At 62.5% G+C, this 22,795-nt stretch carries 24 protein-coding genes; 14 read left to right on the forward strand and 10 right to left on the reverse strand.

Annotated features, from left to right (window positions below):
• Positions 1-164 precede the first annotated feature (164 nt).
• From EGN72_RS17830 to EGN72_RS17860, 7 genes are all read left to right on the forward strand, one after another.
• On the forward strand, positions 165-1,901 hold the full coding sequence (locus EGN72_RS17830) for a type I secretion system permease/ATPase (RefSeq protein WP_127050078.1): 1,737 nt from the start codon (positions 165-167) through the stop codon (positions 1,899-1,901).
• A gap of 65 nt (positions 1,902-1,966) precedes the next feature.
• A complete protein-coding gene (locus EGN72_RS17835; protein WP_127050514.1) occupies positions 1,967-3,280 on the forward strand; it encodes an HlyD family type I secretion periplasmic adaptor subunit in 1,314 nt (437 codons plus the stop codon).
• Between the two features lie 85 nt (positions 3,281-3,365).
• Positions 3,366-3,827, forward strand: a complete 462-nt coding sequence (locus EGN72_RS17840) for a RidA family protein (RefSeq protein WP_127050080.1) — start codon at positions 3,366-3,368, stop codon at positions 3,825-3,827.
• A gap of 111 nt (positions 3,828-3,938) precedes the next feature.
• Positions 3,939-4,709: a glycerophosphodiester phosphodiesterase family protein gene (locus EGN72_RS17845; RefSeq protein WP_127050082.1), complete on the forward strand. Its 771-nt coding sequence runs from the start codon at positions 3,939-3,941 to the stop codon at positions 4,707-4,709.
• A 53-nt stretch (positions 4,710-4,762) separates the two neighbouring features.
• Complete coding sequence (locus tag EGN72_RS17850; RefSeq protein WP_127050084.1) at positions 4,763-5,935, forward strand: GNAT family N-acetyltransferase; 1,173 nt, start codon at positions 4,763-4,765, stop codon at positions 5,933-5,935.
• 49 nt (positions 5,936-5,984) lie between these two features.
• On the forward strand, positions 5,985-6,587 hold the full coding sequence (locus EGN72_RS17855) for a glutathione S-transferase family protein (RefSeq protein WP_127050086.1): 603 nt from the start codon (positions 5,985-5,987) through the stop codon (positions 6,585-6,587).
• Entirely contained in the window at positions 6,584-6,889 is a 306-nt protein-coding gene (locus EGN72_RS17860) for a 4a-hydroxytetrahydrobiopterin dehydratase (protein ID WP_127050088.1), read from the forward strand. The genes EGN72_RS17855 and EGN72_RS17860 overlap by 4 nt, the downstream gene beginning before the upstream one ends.
• A 47-nt stretch (positions 6,890-6,936) precedes the next feature.
• Here EGN72_RS17860 and rnd read toward each other — a convergent pair whose 3' ends face one another.
• Together rnd and EGN72_RS17870 are read right to left on the reverse strand one after the other, a co-directional pair.
• Complete coding sequence (gene rnd / locus EGN72_RS17865; protein ID WP_127050090.1) at positions 6,937-8,094, reverse strand: ribonuclease D; 1,158 nt, start codon at positions 8,092-8,094, stop codon at positions 6,937-6,939.
• Positions 8,095-8,221: 127 nt separating this feature from the next.
• Positions 8,222-8,710, reverse strand: coding sequence for a peroxiredoxin (locus EGN72_RS17870; protein WP_127050092.1), 489 nt, complete (start codon positions 8,708-8,710; stop codon positions 8,222-8,224).
• Between the two features lie 126 nt (positions 8,711-8,836).
• Here EGN72_RS17870 and EGN72_RS17875 point away from each other — a divergent pair, with 126 nt between their 5' ends.
• The 3 genes from EGN72_RS17875 to EGN72_RS17885 are packed head-to-tail and all read left to right on the forward strand — an operon-like array spanning position 8,837 to position 11,282.
• Complete coding sequence (locus EGN72_RS17875) at positions 8,837-10,051, forward strand: NAD(P)/FAD-dependent oxidoreductase (protein ID WP_127050094.1); 1,215 nt, start codon at positions 8,837-8,839, stop codon at positions 10,049-10,051.
• Positions 10,051-10,632 (forward strand): 16S rRNA (guanine(966)-N(2))-methyltransferase RsmD, encoded by a 582-nt coding sequence (rsmD, locus tag EGN72_RS17880; RefSeq protein WP_127050095.1) that lies wholly within the window; start codon positions 10,051-10,053, stop codon positions 10,630-10,632. Before EGN72_RS17875 ends, rsmD begins: the two co-directional genes overlap by 1 nt.
• The gene (locus EGN72_RS17885; RefSeq protein ID WP_127050097.1) at positions 10,629-11,282 is read left to right on the forward strand and encodes an HAD family phosphatase; all 654 of its coding nucleotides are present in this window, start codon (positions 10,629-10,631) and stop codon (positions 11,280-11,282) included. The genes rsmD and EGN72_RS17885 overlap by 4 nt, the downstream gene beginning before the upstream one ends.
• Before the next feature lie 71 nt (positions 11,283-11,353).
• Here EGN72_RS17885 and map read toward each other — a convergent pair whose 3' ends face one another.
• Entirely contained in the window at positions 11,354-12,145 is a 792-nt protein-coding gene (gene map, locus EGN72_RS17890; protein ID WP_199743776.1) for a type I methionyl aminopeptidase, read from the reverse strand.
• Between the two features lie 160 nt (positions 12,146-12,305).
• On the opposite strand from map, the gene EGN72_RS17895 reads away from it, so the two are divergent.
• The 3 genes from EGN72_RS17895 to EGN72_RS17905 are packed head-to-tail and all read left to right on the forward strand — an operon-like array spanning position 12,306 to position 14,787.
• Complete coding sequence (locus EGN72_RS17895) at positions 12,306-13,028, forward strand: molybdopterin-binding protein (protein WP_127050101.1); 723 nt, start codon at positions 12,306-12,308, stop codon at positions 13,026-13,028.
• Positions 13,025-13,735, forward strand: a complete 711-nt coding sequence (locus EGN72_RS17900) for an N-acetyltransferase (RefSeq protein WP_127050103.1) — start codon at positions 13,025-13,027, stop codon at positions 13,733-13,735. Before EGN72_RS17895 ends, EGN72_RS17900 begins: the two co-directional genes overlap by 4 nt.
• A gap of 23 nt (positions 13,736-13,758) precedes the next feature.
• Positions 13,759-14,787: an OmpA family protein gene (locus EGN72_RS17905; protein ID WP_233587181.1), complete on the forward strand. Its 1,029-nt coding sequence runs from the start codon at positions 13,759-13,761 to the stop codon at positions 14,785-14,787.
• 27 nt (positions 14,788-14,814) lie between these two features.
• Here the strand turns inward: EGN72_RS17905 and EGN72_RS17910 are convergent, their stop codons facing one another.
• The gene (locus EGN72_RS17910; RefSeq protein WP_127050106.1) at positions 14,815-15,720 is read right to left on the reverse strand and encodes a LysR family transcriptional regulator; all 906 of its coding nucleotides are present in this window, start codon (positions 15,718-15,720) and stop codon (positions 14,815-14,817) included.
• Between the two features lie 350 nt (positions 15,721-16,070).
• Between EGN72_RS17910 and EGN72_RS17915 the strand changes: the two genes are divergently transcribed.
• On the forward strand, positions 16,071-16,316 hold the full coding sequence (locus EGN72_RS17915; protein ID WP_127050108.1) for an EF-hand domain-containing protein: 246 nt from the start codon (positions 16,071-16,073) through the stop codon (positions 16,314-16,316).
• A 7-nt stretch (positions 16,317-16,323) separates the two neighbouring features.
• On the opposite strand, the gene EGN72_RS17920 is transcribed toward EGN72_RS17915, so the two are convergent.
• The 6 genes from EGN72_RS17920 to ilvD all read right to left on the reverse strand — a co-directional run bounded on the left by EGN72_RS17920 (position 16,324) and on the right by ilvD (position 22,794).
• Positions 16,324-16,989, reverse strand: a complete 666-nt coding sequence (locus EGN72_RS17920; RefSeq protein ID WP_127050110.1) for a hypothetical protein — start codon at positions 16,987-16,989, stop codon at positions 16,324-16,326.
• The gene (locus EGN72_RS17925) at positions 16,986-19,001 is read right to left on the reverse strand and encodes an NADPH-dependent 2,4-dienoyl-CoA reductase (protein WP_127050112.1); all 2,016 of its coding nucleotides are present in this window, start codon (positions 18,999-19,001) and stop codon (positions 16,986-16,988) included. The genes EGN72_RS17920 and EGN72_RS17925 overlap by 4 nt, the downstream gene beginning before the upstream one ends.
• A 174-nt stretch (positions 19,002-19,175) precedes the next feature.
• Positions 19,176-19,550 carry a hypothetical protein gene (locus EGN72_RS17930; protein ID WP_127050114.1) on the reverse strand — a complete coding sequence of 125 codons (375 nt, stop codon included), beginning with the start codon at positions 19,548-19,550 and terminating at the stop codon, positions 19,176-19,178.
• A gap of 24 nt (positions 19,551-19,574) precedes the next feature.
• Positions 19,575-20,348, reverse strand: a complete 774-nt coding sequence (locus EGN72_RS17935; RefSeq protein ID WP_127050116.1) for a DUF6478 family protein — start codon at positions 20,346-20,348, stop codon at positions 19,575-19,577.
• Between the two features lie 138 nt (positions 20,349-20,486).
• Positions 20,487-21,080 carry a hypothetical protein gene (locus EGN72_RS17940; RefSeq protein ID WP_127050118.1) on the reverse strand — a complete coding sequence of 198 codons (594 nt, stop codon included), beginning with the start codon at positions 21,078-21,080 and terminating at the stop codon, positions 20,487-20,489.
• A complete protein-coding gene (gene ilvD, locus EGN72_RS17945) occupies positions 21,061-22,794 on the reverse strand; it encodes a dihydroxy-acid dehydratase (protein ID WP_127050120.1) in 1,734 nt (577 codons plus the stop codon). Before ilvD ends, EGN72_RS17940 begins: the two co-directional genes overlap by 20 nt.
• Position 22,795: the final 1 nt, after the last annotated feature.

The following is a 22,795-nucleotide window of genomic DNA, read 5'->3' on the forward strand; positions in this document are numbered from 1 at the left end:
CCCCGCCAAGGGCAACGGCCTTGCTGTCCGCCTTGGCTTGCGATTTGAAAACGGTGTTTTTGCATTGATAAAATATCAAGGGCCTGTGCTATATGGTCCTTGCGATTAAAACATAAAACACGCGGGCGCCGCGTATCGTTGCATAACAAGCGGATTTTATACCTATGACATCGCCAGAAAATCGCGACGGATTAAAAGAGCTCAAAGAGGCAAGACACAAAGGCCGAAGCCTTTATCTGCTGATCTTTCTGTTCAGTTTCTTCGTCAATTTGCTGATGTTGACAGGCCCGCTTTACATGCTTCAGGTCTATGACCGGGTTTTGGGCAGCCGGTCCGAAGAAACCCTTGTGGCGCTGTCGGTCTTGATTCTGGTGCTGTTTCTGGCGATGGGTTTTCTGGACCATTCGCGCAACAGAATGATGGCCCGGGTCGGCGCGCGGTTTCAGGATGCGCTGGACAAACGGGTGTTTCAGGCCTCGGTCCGGCGCCTGACGCTTGCCCCGAATGATATGAATGCCCTTGTCGCCCAGCGCGACCTTGAGGCCATGCAGCGCTATCTTTCCTCGCCCGTGCATCTCGCGTTTTTCGACATTCCCTGGACGCCGATTTTCGTCGCTGCCATTTTCATCTTTCACCCGGTGCTTGGCTGGTTGTCGATTGCGGGCGGGATTTGCCTTGTCGCGCTGACGCTGCTGAACCGCAAGATGACCCAAGCGCCGCTGAACAAGGCAAACCAGACCACCAGCCATGCCGACCGCATGGGCGACAACCTGAAATCGGAATCCGAGACCATTCAGGCCCTTGGCATGGCGAATGCAGGTTTCAACCGCTGGAACAAGGCCCGAGGAGAGGCGTTGGGGTCCAGTGTGGCGGCAGCGGATGTGGGCGGCGTATTCACCATCACCTCCAAAACCTTTCGGCTGTTTCTGCAATCGGCAATGCTGGGGGTGGGTGCCTATCTGGTGCTGAAAGCGGAATTGAGCGCGGGCGCGATGATCGCGGGGTCTATCCTGCTGGGCCGTGCCCTTGCCCCGATTGAGGTGCTAGTGGGCCAATGGGCCGTGGTGCAGCGCGCGCAGGAAGGGTGGGAGCGGCTGAGCCTGCTGCTGTCGCAACAGCCGCAGGAACCTCAGCGCACTGCTTTGCCGCGCCCACGCGCCTTGCTGGATATCAATCAATTGACCGTGGTGCCCCCTGGTGCAAGCCAAGCCGTGCTGCGCATGGTGTCGTTCAATGTGCAACCCGGTCAGGCTGTGGGTGTCATTGGGCCATCCGGTTCCGGGAAATCGACGCTGGCGCGCGCGCTCATCGGGGTCTGGCGTCCGGCGGGGGGCAAGATCCGGCTGGATGGCGCAACGCTGGATCAATATGACCCCGACGTGCTGGGCAGCTATATCGGCTATCTGCCGCAACGCGTCACGCTGTTTGATGGCACAATTGCTGAAAACATCGCGCGCCTTGCCGAACAACCCGACCCCGTCAATATCGTCGAGGCCGCCAAACGCGCCGCCGCGCATGAGATGATCCTGCAACTGCCTGATGGCTATGACACGCGGGTTTCCACCCTTGGCGGCCGCCTGTCGGGCGGGCAAATTCAGCGCATCGGGTTGGCGCGGGCCCTGTTTGGCGACCCGGTGTTTCTGGTGCTGGATGAACCCAATTCCAACCTCGACAACGAAGGCTCTCAGGCCTTGAACCAAGCGATCCGCGCCATGAAAGCGGCAGGGAATGCGGTGCTGATCATGGCGCATCGCCCCGCGGCCATTCAGGAATGTGATACGCTTTTGGTGCTGGAGGACGGTGCGCGCCGCGCGTTTGGCCCAAGGGATCAGGTGCTGCGCGAGATTATCAAGAACCACAGTGAAATCACCCGCAGCGCCGGGCCGGGAGGTGTCGCATGACCGAACTCAAGCTGGCCCCACCATCGCCCGACACCACCGCCAAGCCGCAGCCGCCAAAGCCCGCCATGCCACCACCACCATCTGCCCCGAATCCGTGGTCGGTGCGCCGTCCGGTAGCGATCGGGCTTCTGACCCTGTTTCTGCTTGTCATCTGTTTCGGTGGATGGAGTGTGATGACCACCATCACCGGCGCTATCGTCGCCTCGGGCCGCATCGAAGTCGAACAGAACCGCCAGATCGTGCAACATCCCGATGGCGGCGTGGTCGCCTCCATTCATGTGGTCGAAAGCCAACCCGTGAAAGCCGGGGATTTGCTGCTGCGCCTCGACGGGGCCGCGATAAAGTCAGAGCTTGCGATTGTCGAAGGGCAGTTCTTTGAAATCCTCGCCCGCCGGGGCCGGCTGGAGGCAGAGCGTGACGGCGTGGCCGACATCACCTTTCCCACCGAATTGCTGGTAATCGCGGAAACCCGCCCCGAGGTGGCCGCGCTGATCGAAGGCCAGCGCCGCCTGTTTGCCGTCCGCGCCGAAACGCTGGCGCAGCGCGAAGATCAGCTTGCCAAGCGCAGCGGCCAGATCAGCAGCCAGATCACCGGCATCGACGCCCAATCCAAAGCGCTGACCCAGCAACTGGCCCTGATTAACCAAGAGCGTGAATCGCAACAGGAATTGCTGGATAAAGGCTTGGCCCAAGCCAGCCGCGTTCTGGCCCTTGAACGCGAAACCGCCCGGCTGGAAGGTCAGGTTGGTGAACTTCTGGCCAGCCGCGCGCAGGCCGAGGGCCGCATCACCGAGCTGGAGATCGAAAGCCTCAACCTCGCCTCGGCCCGCCGCGAAGAGGCCAGCACACAGTTGCGCGATATCGGCTACCGGGAACTGGAACTGGCCGAACGCCGCCGCGCCCTGACCGAACGTATCGCGCGGCTGGATATTCTGGCCCCGGTATCCGGCATCGTGCTGGGCCTGCAAGTCACCACCCCGCGCGCGGTGCTGCGCCCGGCTGATCCGGTGCTTTACCTTATCCCCCAAGATCGCCCGCTGGTGATTGCCGCACAGGTGCAACCGTTCCACATCGACCAGATCAGCATCGGCCAACCGGTCAAACTGGTGTTCTCGGCCTTCCCGGCCCGCACCACCCCGGAACTGACGGGCCATATCACCGTGGTCTCTGCCGATGCACTGACCGATCCGAACACCAAGCAATCCTATTACCGCGCCGAAATCGTGCCGGACGTAGGCGAGATGGAAAAGCTGGAAGGGCTGACGCTGATCCCCGGCATGCCGGTCGAAGCTTTCATCCGCACGGATGAACGCACCCCGCTGGCCTATCTGATCAAACCTTTCACCGATTACTTCGCCCGGGCCTTCCGCGAAACCTGACCATTCTGGCCCGCCCTGCGAAATTCCGTTTCACCAATCGGCCCAAACACGGTAGTTTCCCGCGAAACGACCCGAAAGGACGATCATGACCATCGAATCCCGCCTTGCCGAACGCGGCATCACCCTGCCCAACGCCCCGGCCCCCGCCGCCAATTATGTGCCCTTCGTGCTCTCGGACACCACACTTTACGTCTCGGGCCAGATCAGCCAAGGCGAAAGCGGCCTGATCAAGGGCCGTCTGGGCGACGGGATGAGCGTGGAAGACGGTGCCGCCGCCGCCCAGCGCTGCGCCATCAGCCTTCTGGCGCAGGTCCGCGCGGCCTGCGGCGGCGATCTGTCAAAACTGGTCCGCGTCGTCAAACTCACCGGCTTCGTCAACTCCACCCCCGATTTCACCGACCAACCCAAAGTCATAAACGGCGCGTCTGACTTCTTCGTCGAGATATTGGGCGATGCCGGGCGTCACGCCCGCTCGGCCGTCTCGGCCGCCGCCCTGCCCTTGGGTGTCGCCGTCGAAATCGAAGGCATCTTTGAAATCAAGGCCTGAGGCCACTGTTTCATCTGTTTAAAAATATCCTCGGGGGGGCGGGTTTGGCACAGCCAAATCCGCTTGGGGGGCAGACAGCCCCCCACCTTCCCTGCCAAAAGCGGAACCTTTATGTCCACAGCATTGCACCCCGACTTCCTGACCAAACCCATCGCCCACCGGGCCTTGCATGATGTCACCGATGGCCGCCCCGAAAACTCGCGCGCGGCGGTGAAAGCCGCGATCAAGGCGGGCTATGGCATCGAGATTGATCTGCAACTGTCCCGCGACGGGCAGGCGATGGTGTTCCACGATGAGGTGCTCGACCGCCTGACCATGGAAACCGGGCCGCTGAACCAACGCTCCGCGACCGAACTGTCCTATATCCCGCTGCGCGGCGGGCGCGAAACCATCCCGACCCTGCCGGAGATCCTGAAAATCGTGGATGGTCAGGTGCCGCTGCTGATCGAAATCAAGGACCAGCAGGGAGAGCTTGGCCCCACCGATGGCAAGCTGGAGGCCGCAACCGCTGCCGCCTTGGCCGATTACAAGGGGCCGGTGGCCATCATGTCCTTCAACCCCAATTCCGTGATTGTCATGGCGCGTATTGCCTCGGATATTCCGCGTGGCATCACCACGTCGTCCTTTGACCCTGCCGATTGGCAACCCATCGCCCCTGCCATCTGCGACCGGCTGCGCTCTATCCCCGATTACGACCATGCCGGTGCCTGTTTCATCAGCCATGAAGCCCGCGATCTGCAAAACCCGCGCGTGACCGAGTTGCGGCATCAAGGGGCCAGTATTCTGTGCTGGACGATCACCTCCCCCGAGGCCGAAGCCGCCGCCCGCGAATTCGCCCATAACATCACGTTTGAACGCTATCTCGCCCCCTTCCCCGCTTGACCTGACGCGCAACCGCACCACCCTAAAGGCGTTCGTCAACCCAAAGGGGCCCCATGGCCGAGATTGAGATCACCCTCCATTCCGCCTTTGCCGAGATTCCGGCGGCGGAATGGGATGCGCTGGCCTGCCCCGAGGCAGCAAACGGCAGGCCAGTGGACCCGTTCACCACCCATCGGTTTTTGATGGCGCTGGAACGCTCCGGCTCCACCGGGGGGCGCAGTGGTTGGCAAGCCCGCCCCATGGTCGCGCGCCGCGATGGGCAGGCCATCGCCGCCATGCCGATGTTTGCCAAATCGCACAGCCAAGGCGAATATATCTTTGATCACAACTGGGCCCATGCCTTTGAACGTGCGGGCGGGCGCTATTACCCCAAACTACAGGTCGCGGTTCCCTTCACCCCCGCCACAGGCCGCCGCTTCCTGACCCTGCCGGGAGAGGAGGCCGAAGGCACCGCCGCGCTGATCGCCGGGGCCGTTCAGGTGGCCGAGCAAAATCTGCTCTCCTCGCTCCACATTACCTTTTGCACCGCGGTCGAGGCTGAACGCTGCAGCGCCCTTGGCCTGATGCATCGCGTGACGCAGCAATACCATTGGCACAACGCAAACTATGCCGATTTTGACGGGTTTCTGGCCCAGCTTTCGTCGCGCAAGCGCAAGGCGATCCGCAAGGAACGCCAAACCGCCAACAGCGCCGGGCTAGAGATCGTGTCGCTGACCGGCGATGCCATCACGCCTGCGCATTGGGATGCCTTCTGGCAGTTTTACCAAGACACCGGCGCGCGCAAATGGGGCACGCCTTACCTGACCCGCGCAGCCTTCACCGAATTTCACCAGCATATGCGCGACGATATCTTGCTGGTTCTGGCTTTGGATGCAGGCACGCCCATTGCGGGTGCGCTGAATTTCATCGGGCGTGACACGCTGTTCGGCCGCTATTGGGGCTGCACCCAAGATCACCCCTGCCTGCATTTCGAACTGTGCTATTACCGCGCGATGGATTGGGCCATCGCCAACGGCCTTGCGCGGGTTGAGGCGGGCGCGCAGGGCGATCACAAACTGGCGCGCGGCTATCTGCCCAGCCCTGTCCACTCCCTGCATTGGATCGGCAACGAAGGCTTTGCCCGCGCCGTGGCCGACTATCTGGAGGCCGAACGCAGTGCCGTGGCCGAGGATATCGAGGTGCTGACCAGCTATGGCCCCTTCCGCCGCAGCCAATCAGAGGACTGACAAAGCGGGCAAGCCATGCCAGACTGACCCAAACCAGACGGAGGCCGCCATGACCCTGACGCTTTACACCAACCCGATGTCGCGGGGCCGCATTGCCCGCTGGATGCTAGAGGAAATCGGCCACCCCTATGAAACGGTCGTGCTGTCCTACGGGGCCGAAATGAAAGCGCCGGACTATCTGTCCCTTAATCCGATGGGCAAGGTGCCGACGCTGGTGCATGACGGGCAGGTCATCACCGAATGCGCCGCGATTTGCCTCTATCTGGCCGATGCCTTCCCCAAAGCGGGCATGATCGGCAAGAACCGCGCTGCCTATTACCGCTGGATGCTGTTCGCCGCTGGCCCGTTGGAAGCCGCGGTGACGAATAAGGCACTTGGCCTGATCCCGCCTGCCGAACGGCAGCAAATGGTTGGCTATGGCAGCTATGAAACGGCTTGCGCGGCCTTGGACAGCGCCGTGACAGCCGCAGAATTCATCGCGGGCGATACGTTTTCCGCCGCCGATGTCTATGTCGGCAGCCAGATCGGCTGGGGGCTGCAATTCGGCTCCATCCCCGAAACCCCGGCACTTGCCACCTATTGGAACCGGATCAAGGACCGCCCGGCGCGGTTGCGCGCCGATGCCGCCGACAACGCATTGGTGCCGCAATGAAAGTGCCAAAATTGCAGGATCGCAGCGCGCTTGACCCATTGCTGGCCAAGGGCTGGGCCCTGCACCCGACCCGTGACGCGCTGGTCAAGACCTATCGTTTTCGCAATTTCATCGAGGCCTTCGGCTTCATGACCCGCGCCGCCCTTTGGGCCGAAAAATGGGATCATCACCCCGAATGGTCGAATGTCTACAAGACCGTCGAGGTGCTGCTGACCACCCATGATGTCGACGGGCTCAGCGCGCTGGACATCAAGCTTGCAACGAAAATGGACGCGCTGGCAGAAAGCGCGGCACAGGGTTAAGCGCGCCGCGTCATTTCATCTTGGCAAAAATACCTACTGCCCGACGGTTACAGCCGAATGACCTTGATATTGTTGCCCTTGGCCGACAAGGCAATTTCCCCCCGGCACAGGCGCAAGGCATCCTCGCCAAAGGCTTCGGCCCGCCACCCTGCAAGCGCGGGCACCTTGCGCATACCGCCTGCAATCATGTCCAGTTCCGAGGCCGAGGCGATCAGCTTGGCCGCAACGCCCAGTTCTTCGGACTTCGCTTTCAGCAAGACGCGCAGCAAATCGGCCAAAGCGGGGTTTACCTGCATCTGGTCCTTGCTGGTGTCGGGCTTTGGCAGCTCATCGGGCTTTGCCTCCATCCCGGCCTTGACCGCCGCCAGCAGCCCATCCGCAATCTCTCCGCGCCGCGCTTCGCGCAGCAACAGGCGCGAGCGACCCAGTTCTTCCAGATTGGTCGGTTTGGTCGAGGCCAGTTCCAGCAAGGCGTCATCCTTGATGACCCGGCTGCGCGGCACGTTATTGGCCTGCGCATAGGTTTCGCGGAATTGGGCCAATTCCTTCACAATCGCCAGGAAACGGCCCGAATTGGTGCGCGTTTTGATGCGCAGCCACGCTTCGGCGGGGCGAATGGTATAGGTTTCGGGATCGGTCAGAACCGCCAGTTCCTCCTCAACCCATTTCTGCCGACCGCTGGCCGCGATCTGTTCCGACAGGCTTTCATAGATCACCCGCAGATGCGTTACATCGGCAAGGGCATAGGCCTTTTGCGCCTCGCTCAGCGGGCGGCGCGACCAATCGGTGAAACGGCTGGTTTTATCCAAGGGTTGATGCGCGATCTTGCGCACAAGGGTTTCATAGCCCACCTGCTCGCCAAAGCCGCAAACCATCGCAGCGACCTGCGTGTCAAACAGCGGCTTGGGAAAGCAGTTTCCTTCGACAAAGAAAATCTCAAGGTCCTGCCGGGCGGCGTGAAACACTTTCACCGTCGCCTCATGGCGGAACAGGTCATACAGCGGCTCCAGCGACATATCGGGCCCCTCGATCGGGTCCACCAGCACAGCATCGCCCTTGGCCCCCGGCAGCGCCATCTGGATCAGGCACAGCTTGGACCAATAGGTCCGCTCGCGCAGAAACTCGGTGTCAATTGTCACATAGGGTTCGCGCTTGGCTGCTTCACAAAACGTGGCCAGCTCTTGTGTCGTTGTAATCGTTCGCATCGGATTCCTGATCAGCAATGGGCACGGGGTCATCCCGCAAAATCGCTATAGGCACCGAATGCGGCAAAAGAAAGCCCTGCTACGCAGGGTAACAGGGCCTTCTGTGATTGTTTTGGGCAACTGTGGCTTAGATGGCGGCCAAAAGTGCCTCCCCCCCCGAGATTTCGCAGGTGCCGGGGCTTTCTTCAAGGTGCAGCACCTTGACCACGCCATCTTCGGCCAGCAGCGCATAGCGCTTGGACCGCGCCATCAACCCCACCGGCGGCGCGTCAAAGGCAAGGCCCATTGCGCCGGTAAAGGCGCTGGTGCCATCGGCCAGCATGCTGATGCCTGCCGCTGCGGCCCCGGTGGCCTCGCCCCAGGCCTTCATCACGAAGGGATCATTGACCGAGACGCAGATCACCTCATCCACGCCTTTTTCGGCAAACGCCTCTTTGGTGCGCATGAAACTGGGCACATGGGCGGAATGGCAGGTGGGCGTGAAGGCCCCCGGCACGGCAAAGATCACCACTTTGCGGCCCGCTGTCAGCTCCGATACTTTGACCTGCTCTGGCCCTGCATCGCCCAGACGGACCAGTTCTGCCTCTGGCAGTTTGTCACCAACTGAAATTACCATATCGTTTCCCCTCATGCATTGCGTTACCTGTTGCAGCAGATATAGGCTGCGCGGCGGCAGCAGGCCAGTGACGTTTTTGAAAAAGCCGTTGCGGCAAGGGCGGCCACGCGCAGGAATGAGGCAGGCATGAAGCAGATTATCGTGATTGGGGCGGGGCAGGCAGGGGCCTCCTTGGTGGCGAAATTGCGCGGTCTGGGGTGCCGCGATGCGATCACCCTGATCGGGTCCGAAGCCGTGCCCCCCTATCAGCGCCCGCCGCTGTCCAAGGCCTATTTGCTGGGCGAAATGCCCGCCGAGCGCCTGTATCTGCGCCCTGCCGACTATTACGCCGAGCATGATATCACCCTGCGGCTGGGCGAAACCGTGACCGCGATTGATACGGGCATTGATACGGGCGCGCAAACGGTCAGCCTTGGGGGGGATGTGTTGCGCTATGACGCGCTGGTGCTGACCACCGGGTCCACCCCGCGCCGCCTGCCTGCCAGCATCGGTGGCGCTCTGGGCGGCGTGTTCACCCTGCGCGATCTGTCGGACGTGGATGCGATGCGGCCCTATTTCACCCCGGGCAAGCGGGTTGTGATCGTGGGTGGCGGCTATATCGGGCTGGAAGGCGCTGCGGTGGCGGCCAAACTGGGCCTTGATGTCACCGTGCTGGAAATGGCGCCGCGCATCTTGCAACGGGTGGCGGCACCGGAAACCTCGGCGTTCTTTCGCAAATTGCATAGCGACCATGGCGTGAAAATCCTTGAGTCCACCGGGCTGGACCGGCTGCTGGGCGAAGGCCATGTGACCGCCGCGCGCCTGTCGGATGGGCGCGAAATTCCCGCCGATTTCGTGATCGTCGGCGTGGGCATCACCCCTGCCACGGGTTTGGCCGAGGCGGCGGGCATTGCGCTGGACAACGGTATCAAAACCGATGCGCAGGGCCGCACCTCTGCCCCCAATGTTTGGGCGGCGGGCGATTGCGCAAGCTTTCCCACACCCGGCGGGCAAATGCGGCTGGAATCGGTGCCAAACGCGATTGATCAGGCCGAAGTGGTCGCCGCCAACCTGCTGGGCGCCGAAAAACCCTATATCCCGGAACCGTGGTTCTGGTCCGATCAGTTCGATATCAAACTGCAAATTGCCGGGCTGAACAGCGGCTATGACCATATCGTCACGCGCCAGACCGAAGGGGCGACCTCGTTCTGGTATTACAAGGGCGCGACCCTGCTGGCGGTGGATGCGATGAACGATCCGCGCGCCTTCATGGTGGCCAAGCGCTTGCTGGCCATGGGCAAATCCCCCGCGCCCGAGGCGGTGAGCAATCCGGAAACTGACCTGAAAGTCTTGCTGAAGTAATGCGGATCATTGGCGGCACCCATCGCGGCACCCATCTGGCCGATGTCGGCAAGGGCGATGCGGCGGCGCATCTGCGCCCCACATCCGACCGCGTGCGCGAGTCGGTGTTCAACCTGCTGATCAACGGCAGGCTGGATGGCGGCCCCAACCACCTGCCCGGCGCGCGGGTGCTGGACCTGTTTGCCGGCACCGGGGCCTTGGCGCTGGAGGCGCTGAGCCGGGGCGCGTCCCATGCCACGCTGGTTGATGATGGCAAGGCCGCCCTTGCCCTGATCCAGCAAAACCTGAAGATCACCCGCCAGACCGCCACGATCCTGCGCAAGAACGCGACCCAACTGCCCCCCAACACCGCCGCGCCTTACACGCTGATCTTCCTCGATCCGCCTTACGGCAAAGCCTTGGGCGAGGCCGCGCTTGCAAGCGCCATCAAGGGCGGCTGGGTCGCCCCCGAAGCGATTGTAATCTGGGAAGAAAACACCGCCATCACCGCCCCCGCAGGCTTTGCGCAGATCGACCAGCGCAAATACGGCGATACCACCATCACCCTGCTGCGCGCCCCCAACCCAAAGGCCCAACCATGACCCCCAAAGCCATCCTCTTCGATTGTGACGGCGTGCTGGTGGATAGTGAGGCCGCGGCCTTTGATCTGCTGACCGAAGATCTTGCCCGCCACGGGCTGCACCTGACCCGCGCCGAGATGGAACAGAAATTCCTTGGCGGCACGATTGGCGGCTTGTTCACCACCGCGCGCGGGCTTGGCGCGAACCTGCCCGATGATTGGGTCGATGACTTCTATGCCCGGCTTTATGCACGCCTGGGCCAAGGCACCGCGCTGATCACAGGCGTGGCCGAGGTGCTGGACACGCTGGATGCCGCCGGCATCCGCTATGCCGTGGGCTCCAACGGGTCGGACCAGAAAATGCAGATCACGCTGGGCCAGCACCCGGCCATTCTGGCGCGATTCAAGGGGCACCTTTATTCCGGCCAAACACTTGGCTGCCCGAAACCCGATCCCGGCCTTTGGCTCCATGCCGCCCGCGCCTTAGGGGTAGAGCCTGCCGATTGCGTGGTCATTGATGACAGCCCGACAGGCTGCACCGGGGCCGCCCGCGCCGGAATGCGCTGCCTTGGGCTTGCCGAACATGACGATGGCGCGCGGCTTGCCGCCACCGGGGCCGAGGTGATCCACAGCCTGCGCGACATTCCCGCAAAAATCGGGCTGGGCCTTTAATCGCGCCGCCCTGATTTCATCTTGGCAAAAATACCTATACCCGGCCCGCCACAGCCGCAGCGCCCAAAGGGTCAGCCCGCAAAGGCCGCTTTGTAAAGCCCGCCGGGCGAAAGCGTGAAAATCTCGGCCCCCGTCGCGGTCACACCGATGGAATGTTCATATTGCGCGGAAAGCGACTTGTCCCGCGTCACCGCGGTCCAGTCATCGGCCAGCACTTTGGTTTCCGGACGGCCCAGATTGACCATGGGCTCAATGGTAAAGAACATGCCTTCTTCCAGCACGGCCCCCGCCCCCGGTCGCCCATAATGCAGCACATTCGGCGGCGCGTGGAACACGCGGCCCAGCCCGTGTCCGCAGAAATCGCGCACCACCGACATACGCTGCGCCTCGACATAGGATTGGATGGCATAGCCGATATCGCCAAAGGTATTGCCCGGCTTCACCGCCTCAATCCCTTTCATCAGGCTGTCATGCGTCACCTCGATCAACCGGGCCGCCTTGCGCGACAAGCTGCCAGCGGCATACATCCGGCTGGTATCACCGAACCAGCCATCCACGATCACGGTGACGTCGATGTTCAGGATGTCGCCATCCTTGATCACCTTACCGCCCGGAATTCCGTGGCACACCACATGGTTGACCGAAATGCAGGAAGCATGCTGATAGCCGCGATAGCCGATGGTGGCAGAGGTGACGCCGCGCCGCGTCACTTCGGCGGTGATGAAATCATCCAGCGCCTCTGTGGTCACACCCGGCACCACCAATGGCCCGACCAGATCCAATATCTCGGCGGCAACCCGGCCCGCTGCATGCATGCCCGCGAAATCCGCATCCTCATAGATGCGAATGCCGTCCTTTGTCATCCGTCCGCGCGTATCTTCCAAAGTTCCGGCCTCGTCTGGTTCGCTTTTCCCTTAAATAGGCCCGCAAGCGGAAAATGGCCAGACCCTGCGGCAATCCTTGTTTGAAACCGCCCCGGCCGCGCCCTATACCTTGGGGCGAACCCAAAACAAGGACCGTGCCATGCCTAACCCTACTGCTGCGATGCTGGTGATCGGCGATGAAATTCTGTCGGGCCGCACCCGTGACAGCAACATGCACTATTTGGCGGGGGAGCTGACGCGCCACGGCATCACGCTGGCCGAGGCGCGCGTGGTATCCGATGACAGCGCCGCGATCATCGCTGCGGTAAATGCCCTGCGCGCGGCCTATGACCATGTGTTCACATCGGGCGGCATCGGCCCCACCCATGACGACATCACCGCCGAGGCGATTGCCGCCGCATTTGGCGTGCCCATCACCAAGCGCGCCGATGCGATGGCGCTACTGGCCGCGCATTACGACCGTCAGGGCATGGACTTCAACGAGGCACGGCAACGCATGGCCCGCATCCCCGATGGGGCCAGCCTGATCGACAACCCGATTTCCATCGCGCCGGGGTTCACGCTTGGCAATGTGCATGTGATGGCCGGGGTGCCGAATATCTTTCAATCCATGGTCGCCAGTGTGCTGCCCACCCTGACCGGCGGCGCGCCATTGCTCAGCCAGTCGCTGCGTGTCCATCGCGGCGAGGGGGAGGTTGCGGCCCCGTTTGGCGCGTTGGCCGCAGAATTCCCCGATTTGTCGATGGGGTCTTACCCGTTCACCAGCAACGGCGCTTATGGCACCAATCTGGTGATCCGGGGCACCGATGCCGCGCGGATTGATGCAGCGATGACCCGGCTTGCGGCGCTGTTCCCGGCATGACGCCCGACTGGTTCTATACGGCGCTGGAACAGACATGGCCGGCCGCCAGCCTTCGGCGCGCAGGCCCTTGGCTGATCCGGGAAGGACGCGGCGGCGGGCAGCGCGTTTCGGCGGCCACCGCCGAAGATGCGGTGACGGATGCGGATATCCCACAGGCCGAGGCCGCGATGCAGGCGCTGGGGCAAGCGCCGCTGTTCATGCTGCGCGACAGCGATACCGGGCTGGATGCCTTGCTGGCCGCGCGCGGCTATCGCAAACATGACCCGGTGGTCGCCTATGCCGCGCCCACTACCACGCTCGCCACGCCAGCACCATCGGCGATGGCCGCCTTTCCCATTTGGCCACCGCTGAGCATTGCCACCCAACTCTGGGCCGATGCCGGAATCGGGCCGGGGCGCATCGCGGTGATGGAGCGGGTGCAGGGGCCGAAAACCGTGCTGCTGGGCCGGGTGAATGATCGCGCCTCGGGCGTGGCATTTGTCGCCTGCCACGGGGAAACCGCCATGCTGCACGCGCTGGAGGTGGTGCCAAGCCAGCGTCGGCAGGGTTCCGCCAACAATATCATGCGGATGGCAGCGGTTTGGGCCCAAGATCATGGGGCAACGCGGCTGTGTCTTGCCGTGACCGAGGCGAACACAACTGCGCGCGCGCTCTATGCTTCCCTTGGAATGGAAGTTGTGGGAACATATCACTACCGGAAGAAATAACCCACTGAGAGGGGGCCGGAGCAGTGACACGCTATCGCTATGCAATGCCGCGCAAGGCCCGGCCTGCGCCCGTTTGGGCGGGGATGGCCCTGCTGTGCGGGCTGGTTGCGGCCCCGGCAGGCGCGCTGACGCTTGAATTCCCCGGCCCCGCCACTCCTGCCGCCACGCAACGCGCCAACGGGGCCAGCTATCCTTTGCCCACGGCCCGCTGGGAAAAATCCGGCCTGCCGACCAAGCTGATCGAAGGCACGGTCGAACGCACCGCTTGGCATGTCGACGCGCCCAAACTGTCCAGCCTTGACCTGATGAAACCCCTGCGCGCGCAAATCATCAACGCCGGGTTTCAGCCGGTGTTCGAATGCGAAACCGAGGGCTGCGGCGGCTTTGACTTCCGCTTTGCGACCGAGGTGATGGCCGAACCCGATATGCATGTCGATCTTGGCGATTTCCGCTTTCTGTCGGCACAACGGCAAGGCGCGGCGGGGATAGAGGCGATTGGCCTTCTGGTCAGCCGCTCGGCCAGCAAGGGCTTTGTGCAGATCACCCGCGCTGTGGCCGATGATGGCCCGCCGATGTTTGCCGCGACCAATAAGGTGGGCACCGGCCTTGCCCCGGCTTCGGGGGATACGGTCACGCTTGCCACCTCCAACCGTCCGCCGCTATTGCCCAGCAAGAACAGCGGCGTGGCGCGGCTGGTCACAGGGGGCGCGGTGGTGCTGGAAGGGCTGGATTTCGGCACCGGCTCCACCGAACTGACCGAAGGGCGCTATGACTCGCTTGCCGCCTTGGCGCGCTGGTTGACCGAGAACCCGGATAAAACCGTGGCGCTTGTGGGCCATACCGATGCCTCTGGCGGGTTGGACGCAAATATCACCATTTCCAAGCGCCGCGCGGCCTCGGTGCGGGCGCGGCTGATACAGGCTTACGGCATCCCCGCCGCCCAGATAGAGGCGCAAGGCGTAGGCTATCTGTCACCGATTGACAGCAACCTGACCGAAGAAGGCCGCCAGAAAAACCGAAGGGTCGAGGCCATATTGACCTCGACCCAATAGCAGACCGGGAAAACGTAAGGTCCGCTATTACCAGTTATCCGGCCCTTTGTCGGCATAGCGCCGCGCCAGAAAATCAATGAAGGCCCGCACTTTGGGTTGGGTAAAGCGCCCCGGCGGATAGACCGCGTAAACCCCCAGCGTTTCCACCGGAAGGCCGGGAATAGCCTCCTCTACCTGCCCTTGCTTAAGCGCATCGGCATAGAGGAATGACGGCAGATAAGCGATGCCAAGCCCCGAAATCGCAGCGTTCAGCAAGGATTGCCCGTCATTCACGGTCAACCAACCTGCGGTGCGCACTTGCCGCTTTTCGCCCGATGCGGCCGGAATTTTCCACACATTGCCATTGGCTTGGTTGGAATAATGCAGCAGCTTATGCTCGTTCAGATCGTCGATTTTCATCGGGCGGCCGAATTTCTGGAAATAGCTGGGCGAGGCGATCATGCGCTTCGTCGTTTCCGTCAATTTGCGGGCGCGCAGGCTGCTGTCTTCCAGATCACCGATCCGCACAGCCATATCAAAACCTTCGGAAATCAGTTCCACATAGCGGTTGTTCAGCACCATGTTGACGGTGATATCGGGATATTCCAGCAGGAAATCCCCCAGAATGGGTGACAGCAGGTTCACCCCGAAATCGGTGGCCACAGAAATCCGCAACAGGCCAGACGGCGCGGATTGCATCGAGGTGACAAGCGCATCCGCCTCGCCTGCATCATTCAGCACCCGGCGGGCGCGGTCATAATAGGCAAGGCCAATTTCGGTTGGGCTAACGCGGCGGGTCGTGCGGTTGAGCAAACGGGCGCCCAAGCGCGCCTCCAGTGCCGATACATGCTTGGAGACGGCGGATTTCGAGATCCCCATCTTTTTGGCCGCATCGGTGAAGCCCCCTTGATCCACCACGGTGGCGAAAGCTTCCATTTCGGTTAGTCGGTCCATTGTTTTCCCCATGCGGTAAGTGCAGGTCTATGCCCCTTACTGTTCCCCAAATCGGGCAAGATAGGGGCGCTGACGCGGCCAGTCCGGGGTATTTGCGAGGATCGTTAATGGCAGCGCAACAAAACGCGCCCGGCGAAAGGGCGCGGATTCGGGGTATTTGCAGCGGCGGAAAAAGGGGGGCCACCGCGCCATCGGCGGAAGAATGTTCTGCGTTTTCCTGCCAACAGGCGGCATTCCGGCGGGGGTTTCCGCCTATGCGTGTTAGGGTTGGAAACCTGTTCCTGACCCGGCTAGCCATTGGGGTAAGCGCTGGCATGGTGCCACCGCGACCCTGTGAAAAGGAACATGATATGACCCGTTTGATGATCGCCCTTGGCCTTGTGGCTGGCCTGACCGCTGCCCCCGTTCTGGCGCAAGACGCCCCCACCATTGCCGATACCGATGGCAATGGCCTGTGGTCGATGGAGGAATTGAAAGCCGCCTACCCCAGCCTGACCGAAGAAACCTTTGCCGCGATGGACACGTCAGCGGATGGTCAGATTGATCAGGCAGAGCTTGACGCCGCGATGGGGGCCAAGCTGCTGATGGCAGAATAAACCCCCGTTAGCCGGGAAGCTCCCCACCCCGGCGCAGGCTTTGCAGCACGGTCACAGCCCCTGCAAAGCCTGCATTCCGGTCCAGCCAATCTGCCACTTTGGCCGCCGCAGCCGGATACATCACCGCATGGTCGCGCGCGGCCTGACTGCGCCACAGCTTGGCATCGGCAGGCAAATCGACATCCGCAAACCCCTCGCGCCGGGGCGGCACCCCTTCGATCAGGGTGGCCAAGCCTTCATTCCACCACGCAGGCACGCGGCCTTGAAACAGCGCCTTGGCACCGACCAGACCGCTTACCCTTATATGCACCAATTCATGCGCCAAGGTTTCTGCATTTGCCCCCTGTGGGTTCAGGTAAAGAAAGACGCTGCCATAGGCCATGGCGCGCGGACCGGGCCCCAGACGGTCGGCACAGCTTTGCGTGGCACAGATCAGAAAGGTGGGGGTTTCATCGCCCCAGCCAAGCGCCTCTGACACCCGCGCCTTGGCGGTTTCAATCGCCACAAGCGTGGCCGAGGCATCATGGCCCTTCTGCACATAAACATGCGGGGCCACGCGGGAAAACCCATAACAAGCCGGGCAAAGATAGGCCGCCACCGCAGGGGCCGCAAAGCCAACACCGCCCAGGGCGATGAACACCAACAGCACCAGCCCCGAAAACAGACGCTTCAAAATGCGGCCCCCAAACGCGCGCCTTGGTCGATGGCGCGCTTGGCATCCAGTTCCGCCGCAACATCGGCCCCGCCAATGACATGCGCCGTGATCCCAGCAGCGGCCAGCGCATCGGCCAGCGCACGGTTCGGCACCTGACCGGCACACATCACCACAGTATCCACCGCCAGAAGTTCCGGCCCCTCGGCGGTGCTGATCTGCATCCCCTCTGGCACCACGGCATCATAGGAAACCCCGCCGCGCATCTGCACATTCTTCATCTGCAAGGCCGCCCGGTGAATCCACCCCGTTGTCTTGCCCAGGCGCCGCCCCGGCTTTTCCGCCTTGCGCTGCAACAAGGTCACGGCCCGCGCCGGGGCCTCGGGCTGCGGACCAGCGGCGGCAAGCCCGCCCGGCACCTCGGCAGGGTCGCCCACGCCCCATTCGCGCTTCCACAAGGCCAGATCCTCGGTCGGGCTGTCGCCCTGATGCACCAGAAACTCTGCCACATCAAACCCGATACCACCCGCACCCACAATCGCCACGCGCTTGCCCACGGGTGCCCCTGTCAGCACCGCCTCATAGCCCAGAACATGCGCCGCATCCTGCCCCGCTATGCCCGGATCGCGCGGCGACACACCGGTGGCCACGACCACCTCGTCAAAGCCTGCCAGATCGGGCGCGCTTGCCCGCGTGTTCAGCCGCAGATCAACGCCCGCCTCGGCCAGCATGACGCCGAACCAATCCACCAACCCGCGAAACTCCTCCTTGCCCGGCACCACCTTGGCAAGGTTCAACAAGCCGCCAATCTGGCCTGACGCCTCAAACAAAGTCACGGAATGGCCGCGCTGTGCCGCCACAATCGCGCACATCATGCCCGCAGCCCCCGCCCCCACAATCGCCACCCGCTTCGGCGTGGCGGTGGGCGCATAGCGCAGCTCGGTTTCCGCACAGGCGCGCGGGTTCACAAGGCAAGAGGTCAGCTTGCCGCTGAATGTATGGTCCAGACAGGCCTGATTACAGGCGATACAAGGTGCGATCTGCGCGGCCTTGCCCGCCGCCGCTTTGGCTACAAACTCCGGATCGGCCAGGAACGGCCGCGCCATCGACACCATATCCGCCTGCCCCCCGGCCAAAATCCCTTCGGCCACATCAGGCGTATTGATCCGGTTCGAGGTGATAACAGGGATCGAAACCTCCGGCCGCAACCGACCGGTCAACCAAGTGAACGCCGCCCGCGGCACCGAAGTGGCAATCGTCGGCACCCGCGCCTCATGCCAGCCTATCCCGGTGTTCAGCAGGCTGGCCCCCGCCGCCTCAATCGCGCGGGCCAGCAGCACAACCTCGTCCCAGCTTGACCCATCGGGCACCAGATCAATCAAACTGATGCGATAGATCAGAATGAACTTCGGCCCCACCGCCGCGCGCACCCGGCGCACCACCTCGACGGGCAAGCGCATCCGGTTGGCATAATCGCCGCCCCAACGGTCGGTCCGCTTATTGACATGACGCACCAGAAACTGGTTCAGGAAATACCCTTCCGACCCCATGATTTCCACGCCGTCATAGCCCGCCTCTTGCGCACGGCTGGCGGCGGTGACGATATCAGCGATCTGCTTTTCAATCCCCGCCTCGTCCAACTCACGCGGCACGAAAGGCGAGATGGGCGATTTCACCGCACTGGCCGACACACATTCCTTGCCATAAGCATAGCGCCCCGCATGCAAAATCTGCATCGCAATCCGCCCACCCGCAGCATGGACCGCATCGGTGACCTGCCGATGGTTGGCAATATCCTGCGCCGAAAACAGCCCCGCCGCACCGGGAAACACCCCGCCTTCGGCATTCGGCGCCATGCCCCCCGTCACAATCAACGCCACACCACCCCGTGCCCGCGTGGCATAGAATTCCGCCACCCGCGCCCAGTCGCCTGTCTCCTCCAGCCCGGTATGCATCGACCCCATCAAAACCCGGTTGGGCAAGGTGACATGGCCCAGATCAAGCGGCGCGAGAAGATGGGGATAGGTGGACATGCTGAAACCTCTGGGAATTGCGTTGGCCCAACATGGCGCGATGGCAGGCCGCTGTCACGCCCAACGCCGCGTCACTCCACCCCTAACCCGCTTTCTTTTCGGCACAAATATCCCGGGGGGAATGGCCGTAAGGCCAGGGGGGCAGCGCCCCCGCACCGCCCGGCGCGGAAGGGCTCAGCCCATCGTCTCCAGACAATGCCGCCTAAACGCGCGTTTCAACATGTCCAGCTCTGCCCGCAGCAGGTCCAGTTCCGCGCGGATGTCATCTTCCATCGCCACCCCGGTGATGATGGTGAAATGCCCCAGCTTGTCACCCGATACCGCATCGCGGATCAAAAACGTCTGCACCCCTTCGGACAACACCTCCACCGGAATCGGCACGCGCACCGCCCAATCGCCGGGACGGTCAGGCATCTCAGTGACGCTGGTGCCCGCCACCGGGGCCTCCAGATGCAGCACCTCCAGCAAGGGCTGGCCGGAGACCCCGCTCAGCACCCCTTCCCAAACGCCTGCCCGCAGCCGCGTCTTGACCAGCTTGGCTTCACCCATCTTGCGGCCCCAATTCTGCTTGCATCACAATTCCGCCCTCGGCCTGCGCGAGAAGGTCACATCCCGCAGGATGATCTGGTTCATCTCTGGCCCTTCAAAGATCAGATCGACCCAGATCCGCTCCACCCGCTTTTCATTCAGCTTGGTATAGGCAAGGTCAAATTCCACCTTCACCTCTTCCTCGTTCAAGGGCAATTCGCGCACGACCTGTTCCACATTGGGCCCGTGCTTGATGTTCAACCGCGCAAAGATTTCCAGCGGTTTTTCCATTTCCACAATCGCATCCAACCGGATCAGATGGGTCAGGCGCAGCCCCTCTACCGCGTCGGGTGGCAGTTCCAGCACCAGCGACAGGAAAGAGCCATCAAACCGGAACACATCCATCCGCACGCCAAACGGCGCCAGATCGGATTCGCGGGTATTGCGGATCTGGCGCACCGTCAATTCACTGCGGCGGCAATCGTGGAACACGGTCGCCCCGTCACAAATCATCGCCTTGTTCAGCACCGAGGAAAACCCCGGCACCGGAATCGGGCCTTTCCACAGCATCGGCCGCCAGGCCCAATCTGTCCCCATCGGTTTGCGGATCGCGTTAGAGCCGATGACAGGCAGCGCCAGTTGATGCTCGGCCAGATGGATCACCCGGTCCAGATTGCGCCGCAGCGCCAAGGCTTGCCCGCGATAGCGCCGCAGGCTTTCCAGATCCAGACCATTGGCAAAATCCGCAAGCCTGCGCCAGCGCCGCAAGACACTGCGATGCATCAGCTTGTCGATCAGACGGTCGCCTTGTTTTGCCATGCTCTCTTCTGTCACTTCCGCTTGTTGCCACAGATATTGTTGATCATATGGAAACGATTCCTTTATTCACACAAAATCGTTAAGACTCCACCCCCGCAAACAGCATTACCAAAAAATTAACGCCCGCATCCGCGCGGGTCAGGGCCGGTTTGCACCGCGGATCGCAGCCACAAAACGGCTGATCAAACGGTGACCATCTTGTCGGGGCAAGCTGCCGCCTTGACGGGGCCGCACCGATAGCGTGACCAGCCGCCCGTCCACCTGCATCAAGGCCCGCCACGAATCCCCCACCTTGGTCTGGCCTTCGCGCGTCAGGCGCAGCACAACCGCGCCGCTCTGGTCTTGCACCTCATGCACGCTGATCACGTCTGAATTGCCTTCCCCACGCAAGGCGCGCTGGCCTTCCTCTGTGCCGAAATAAGGTTTCAGCACCGCCGCAGACAGCCGGATGCCTTGGGCGCTGCCCGCCTCGCCAATCGTCGCGGCCAGAATGGCCCCTTGCGTGCCGCTGCAAGGGGCCAGCGCCACGAAATCGGCATTGCCGACCCGCTGACGCGAGCTTGGCACCGGGCAAAAGCCTTGCGGCCCGGCCACCTTTACCGTGCCCAGCGCGATGGTGCTGCGCGGGGCTGCGGCTGTGCTGTCGGCAGATGTGGCAGGCCCGCCGCCGGGTGCCACGCACCCCGACAGAAGAACAGCCGCAACCAGCGCCTTACTGATCCATGTAGACATGGCGCTCTTTCTTGGCGCCGGGATGGGTGACGGCACCAAGACGGGCCCCCCCCACAAGCTGCGCATATTTCCACAGCGCGCCGCTGTCATATTCGGTCTGGCGCGGGCCTTTCCAATTGGCTTTTCGCTCCGCCAGTTCGGCGTCGCTCAGCGCGACCGACAACTCGCCGGTAATGGCGTTCAGCGTGATCATGTCGCCGTTTTGCAGCAAGGCAATCGGGCCGCCATGCGCCGCCTCTGGCCCGACATGGCCCACGCAGAAACCACGGGTCGCGCCGGAAAAACGACCATCGGTGATCAGCGCCACTTTCTTGCCCATGCCCTGACCCGACAGCGCCGCCGTGGTCGACAACATCTCGCGCATACCGGGGCCACCGGCGGGGCCTTCGTTGCGGATAACGATGACTTCGCCTTCCTTATACTGGCGGGCCTTCACCGCCTCGAATGCATCCTCTTCACATTCGAACACGCGGGCCGGACCGGTAAAGACCTGCTGATCCGCGGACATGCCTGCCACTTTCACAATCGCGCCTTCGGGCGCAAGGTTGCCCTTCAGGCCAACCACGCCACCGGTCTTGGTGATCGGGGTCGCAACCGGGTGGATCACGCGGCCATCGGCTTCACCCTGAATACGGTCCAGTTCCTCACCCATCGAACGGCCGGACGCTGTCATGCAATCTTCGTGCATCAGTCCCGCCTTGCGCAATTCCTTCATCACAACCGGCACGCCGCCTGCTTCATAAAGGTCTTTGGACACGAACTGCCCACCCGGTTTCAGATCGACGAAATAGGGCGTGTCGCGGAAAATCTCGGCCACGTCGAACAGATCAAAATCAATCCCCGCCTCATGCGCGATGGCGGGCAGGTGCAGGGCGGCATTGGTGGAGCCCCCGGTGCAGGCCACAACCCGCGCGGCGTTTTGCAGCGATTTCAGCGTGACGATATCGCGGGCGCGGATGTTACGCTCAATCAGGTTCATCACGGCCACACCGGACGCCTCGCAGAACTGATCGCGGGATTCGTAAGGCGCGGGCGCACCCGAGGAATTCATCAGCGCAAGGCCAATCGCTTCGGACACGCAAGCCATGGTGTTGGCGGTGAACTGGCCACCACAGGCCCCAGCCGACGGGCAAGCGATGCGTTCCAGAATTTCCAGCTCGGCATCCGACATATTACCAGCTTGGTGCTGGCCAACGGCCTCGAACACGTCTTGCACGGTTACGTCCTTGCCGTTCAACCGGCCCGGCAGGATCGACCCGCCATAGATGAAAACCGAAGGCGTGTTCAACCGCACCATCGCCATCATCATGCCGGGCAGCGATTTGTCACAGCCCGCAAGGCCCACGATGGCGTCATAACAATGGCCGCGCATGGTCAATTCCACCGTATCGGCAATCGCCTCACGCGAGGCCAGCGACGAACGCATGCCTTCATGGCCCATCGCGATACCATCGGTCACGGTGATGGTGGTGAATTCGCGGGGTGTGCCGCCGCCCTTTTTCACGCCACCCTTGACCGATTGCGCCTGACGGTTCAGCGCGATGTTGCAAGGTGCCGCCTCGTTCCAGCAGGTCGCGACACCAACCCAAGGCTGGTGAATCTCCTCCTCCGAAATCCCCATGGAATAGAAGTAAGACCGGTGCGGCGCGCGGGCGGGCCCTTCGGTCACATGGCGGGACGGTAGTTTGGATTTGTCGAAACGCTGGTTGGTCATG

The organism is Pseudorhodobacter sp. E13, assembly GCF_003991405.1.
In the GTDB taxonomy this organism is placed as follows: Bacteria; Pseudomonadota; Alphaproteobacteria; order Rhodobacterales; family Rhodobacteraceae; genus Pseudorhodobacter.

Excerpts from the sequence above, each read along its gene's own strand:
- rsmD (WP_127050095.1), top strand. The coding sequence starts at position 10,051 with ATGCGGATCATTGGCGGCACCCATCGCGGCACCCATCTGGCCGATGTC.
- EGN72_RS17885 (WP_127050097.1), top strand. The coding sequence starts at position 10,629 with ATGACCCCCAAAGCCATCCTCTTCGATTGTGACGGCGTGCTGGTGGAT.
- EGN72_RS17875 (WP_127050094.1), top strand. The coding sequence starts at position 8,837 with ATGAAGCAGATTATCGTGATTGGGGCGGGGCAGGCAGGGGCCTCCTTG.
- EGN72_RS17895 (WP_127050101.1), top strand. The coding sequence starts at position 12,306 with ATGCCTAACCCTACTGCTGCGATGCTGGTGATCGGCGATGAAATTCTG.
- EGN72_RS17915 (WP_127050108.1), top strand. The coding sequence starts at position 16,071 with ATGACCCGTTTGATGATCGCCCTTGGCCTTGTGGCTGGCCTGACCGCT.
- EGN72_RS17900 (WP_127050103.1), top strand. The coding sequence starts at position 13,025 with ATGACGCCCGACTGGTTCTATACGGCGCTGGAACAGACATGGCCGGCC.
- map (WP_199743776.1), bottom strand. The coding sequence starts at position 12,145 with ATGACAAAGGACGGCATTCGCATCTATGAGGATGCGGATTTCGCGGGC.
- ilvD (WP_127050120.1), bottom strand. The coding sequence starts at position 22,794 with ATGACCAACCAGCGTTTCGACAAATCCAAACTACCGTCCCGCCATGTG.
- EGN72_RS17940 (WP_127050118.1), bottom strand. The coding sequence starts at position 21,080 with ATGTCTACATGGATCAGTAAGGCGCTGGTTGCGGCTGTTCTTCTGTCG.
- EGN72_RS17855 (WP_127050086.1), top strand. The coding sequence starts at position 5,985 with ATGACCCTGACGCTTTACACCAACCCGATGTCGCGGGGCCGCATTGCC.
- EGN72_RS17910 (WP_127050106.1), bottom strand. The coding sequence starts at position 15,720 with ATGGACCGACTAACCGAAATGGAAGCTTTCGCCACCGTGGTGGATCAA.
- EGN72_RS17935 (WP_127050116.1), bottom strand. The coding sequence starts at position 20,348 with ATGGCAAAACAAGGCGACCGTCTGATCGACAAGCTGATGCATCGCAGT.
- EGN72_RS17850 (WP_127050084.1), top strand. The coding sequence starts at position 4,763 with ATGGCCGAGATTGAGATCACCCTCCATTCCGCCTTTGCCGAGATTCCG.
- EGN72_RS17845 (WP_127050082.1), top strand. The coding sequence starts at position 3,939 with ATGTCCACAGCATTGCACCCCGACTTCCTGACCAAACCCATCGCCCAC.
- EGN72_RS17830 (WP_127050078.1), top strand. The coding sequence starts at position 165 with ATGACATCGCCAGAAAATCGCGACGGATTAAAAGAGCTCAAAGAGGCA.
- EGN72_RS17925 (WP_127050112.1), bottom strand. The coding sequence starts at position 19,001 with ATGTCCACCTATCCCCATCTTCTCGCGCCGCTTGATCTGGGCCATGTC.
- EGN72_RS17835 (WP_127050514.1), top strand. The coding sequence starts at position 1,967 with ATGCCACCACCACCATCTGCCCCGAATCCGTGGTCGGTGCGCCGTCCG.
- EGN72_RS17840 (WP_127050080.1), top strand. The coding sequence starts at position 3,366 with ATGACCATCGAATCCCGCCTTGCCGAACGCGGCATCACCCTGCCCAAC.
- EGN72_RS17870 (WP_127050092.1), bottom strand. The coding sequence starts at position 8,710 with ATGGTAATTTCAGTTGGTGACAAACTGCCAGAGGCAGAACTGGTCCGT.
- EGN72_RS17860 (WP_127050088.1), top strand. The coding sequence starts at position 6,584 with ATGAAAGTGCCAAAATTGCAGGATCGCAGCGCGCTTGACCCATTGCTG.
- EGN72_RS17930 (WP_127050114.1), bottom strand. The coding sequence starts at position 19,550 with ATGGGTGAAGCCAAGCTGGTCAAGACGCGGCTGCGGGCAGGCGTTTGG.
- rnd (WP_127050090.1), bottom strand. The coding sequence starts at position 8,094 with ATGCGAACGATTACAACGACACAAGAGCTGGCCACGTTTTGTGAAGCA.